Consider the following 3,278-nt stretch of genomic DNA (forward strand, 5'->3'; position numbering starts at 1 on the left):
TTATATATTCGTGTCGTATAACGGAAAGAAATGTTGAAAAACAAACTGGTATTTTTAGTAATCCTATTTACTGTTCATTTTGCGGGACTTTCCACCGCTCAAAACATTACTTTACAGGGACGAATTAATACCAAACATTTTTCCATCAACGAATACGGAAGCGCCGGCCAGATCTGGACAGGTCTGCAGGCTGCAAACGGAAATGTACTTTTCGGAAACAGGCAAGACATCCTTTCTTTCAACGGAATTGAATGGTCGAAAATTAAAACCGATACCGAGAAAACAAAAAAGACCATTCTCGAAAGCTGTGCGGAAACATATGTTTCAAAATTGTATTTAGCTTCAGACGACCGCGTGTACGTTGGCCGCGACAATAATTTCGGATACCTGGATTATTCCAGCAAAGGCGAATTGGTTTACTTTCCCATCTTTTGCGGCGGACTCAAAAACGATATCGGACAGGTTTGGAATATTTTCGAATTGGGAGATAATTCCATTTTATTTGTTGCCGAAAAAGGACTTTATATCCTGAAAAACAACAAAGCTGTCAGATTGGAAGTTCCACCGGCTTTCCAGGAATTGGAATGCAAAACTTCCTGCCGCATACTGAATGGTTTTCTATTAACGTTTCAATCAAAAGCAGAATTCAAGACCCGGAAAGAAAACTACTTGTATTACGACATTGTCAATGCAAAACTGAAAGAACTTCACCTGCCGCAATCCGTTCACATTAAAAATATTCGCGGAAGTTTTCAAATAGACAATATCTGGTACATTGTTGATGCGAAAAGCAAAATATTCAGTGTAAAGAATAATTCCGGAGTACAGCAATGGGATTCCGTTTCGCGATTGAAATTCCCTTGTTTGAGTAAGTACTTTGTAAACAGTGTCACGAAATCAGGCGATTATTTACTGGTGAGTACAGAGAATAATGGTTTGGTAATCGGTGATGTTTCCGGGAAAATTATCCGTGAATACAACCTGGATGATGATTTGGCGAATCTGACGATTAATCAGTCCTTTTTCGATACGGATTTCAACCTTTGGTTATGCCTGGGAAATGGAATTCAGTTTATTGAAACCGGCTCACCTCTCTCCTACTTTCACAAAAACGAAGGTGTAAACTCTCAGATCGAAACCATTGATTTCAATTCCGGCATTCCGCTGATTGGAACTCACAACGGAATTCTTACTCCGCAAAAATCAGATTCCGGCAATAAAATGCTTGCTTTCGGAACACTCAATGAAATTATTTTTGACATTGAGACGATCAAAACGCGTGCTGGAAACAAATCCATGATTATCGGTTACAATGGAGTTTACGACCTGAATACACAAACGAAAAAAGAAATTTCAGCATCCTACCAATATGCCATTGCATTTGAGAAAAATCCCGAAGATCCGAATTCCATCTATCTGACACTTGAAGCCGGTCTGGCAAAACTAAAGCTGCTTCCGGACGGAAAATGGGAATACGAAGAACTCGTTGGAGATGCCGGTGGAGAAACAGTGAGTCTCACCTGTCTGCAGAACAAGATTTTTTTCAGTATCCGTTCCAAAGGAATTGGAGTGTACGATCTGAAAACAAAGAAATTCAGAATTGTCACGATTCCGAGTCTCAGCAAAGAAGACCAGAATAACAACTTCTACGTGGAAGGATTTAAAGGCGAAATCTTTGTAGGGACTGCAAATGGAATGTTTGTCTTTGACAAATCACTGAATAAAATTATTCCTTTCGAACCGTCAAAAGTTCTGAAGATCAAAAACTATAAAAACACCATTCACCGGATCATCAATGTCAATGATGAACAACTTTGGGTCGTAATCTACCAGGACAAAAAAGACGGGAAGTTTGAGAACATATTCGGTTGGTTTCAAAAAAAAGGAAAACAGTGGGAATGGACTTCCTGGCCTTTGGCGGGACTCAAAAACGCCGGTTTGGTTTTCGCAGTAGAGAAAAATCCGTTAACCAATGAAGTGTGGATTGGCGCAAACGACGGTTTGTTTGTTCTGAACCTGGACGCAATCCGGAAAAACAGAAATTCATTCAAAGTTCAGATTGACCGCTTCGAAGTAAACGGAAAAACATTTCTGTACGACGTTTCGAAAAGTAAAAAGCAGGAAGGATTGGATTATGCCCAAAATTCCTTCAAACTGATCTTTCACGCCAATTCATTTTCCTGTATCGGACCTACTTTATTCAGTTATAAATTAGAAGGATTCAGTGATCAATGGTCGCAATGGTCTCCGCTCAATTTCGCCAACTTCGAAAAAATTCCGGAAGGAACTTACACCTTTAAGGTAAAAGCCAAATCTGCTTACGGCATTGAAAGCGAAGTGCTGACTTACGAAATTATCGTTCTTCCACCCTGGTACCGAACTGTTTGGGCATATATTTTCTACATCATTCTCTTGATTTTCCTGATTTATGCTGTCGTTCAGCTTTCTACGCAACGTGTCAAAAGACAGAACCAAAAACTGGAAGAGACTGTTCAGGAAAGAACCAAAGAAATTGCAGAACAAAACCACCAGTTGGAGATTCAAAAAGAAGAAATTACCGCAAAAACAATGGATATTCTCGACAGTATTCATTATGCGAAACGCATTCAATCCACCATTCTTCCCACCACTTCCCGTTTGAACGAATTGTTCAAACAGCATTTTGTATTCTATCGTCCGAAAGACATTGTTTCGGGAGATTTCTACTGGGCACGGGAAGTTCAGGGCAAAGTGATTTTCTCCGCAGTTGACTGTACCGGTCACGGAGTTCCGGGCGCTTTGGTGAGTATTGTCGGCAACAACGGATTACTAAGAGCGATCAATGAATTCAAGTTGACCGAACCGAACGACATTCTGAACAAACTGAGAGAGATCGTCATTGATGCTTTCAGATCCGAAGGCCAGCTGGATGTAAAGGACGGAATGGACATCGCACTTTGTTCCATCGACCCGCAAACAGGCATCCTGAAATTCTCCGGAGCAAATAACGAATGTGTAATTATCCGGAACGGCGAAATCATCGAATTAAAACCGAATAAACAACCGATTGGACTGTTCATTGATGCAAAACCATTCAGTCAGCAGGAATTCCAGTTGCAGCACGGCGATTGTGTTTATCTTTACACAGACGGATACGTGGATCAGTTTGGTGGTGAACGTCTGAAAAAATTCAAATCAAAGCCATTTAAGGCATTTCTTTCTACCATCTATCAAATGGATATGGAAGATCAATACAAAGAGATACAGCGAACTTTTGATACCTGGAAACACGATGTGGA

General features: G+C 40.4%; 1 protein-coding gene. It reads left to right on the forward strand.

Translation table 11 applies throughout. The annotated features are described in order from the left end of the window. Positions 1–30 precede the first annotated feature (30 nt). On the forward strand, positions 31–3,278 hold a 3,248-nt coding region (locus Q1V93_RS10720), incomplete at its 3' end, for a SpoIIE family protein phosphatase (RefSeq protein ID WP_300664542.1).

Source organism: Fluviicola sp. (assembly GCF_030151805.1).
In the GTDB taxonomy this organism is placed as follows: Bacteria; Bacteroidota; Bacteroidia; order Flavobacteriales_D; family Crocinitomicaceae; genus Fluviicola.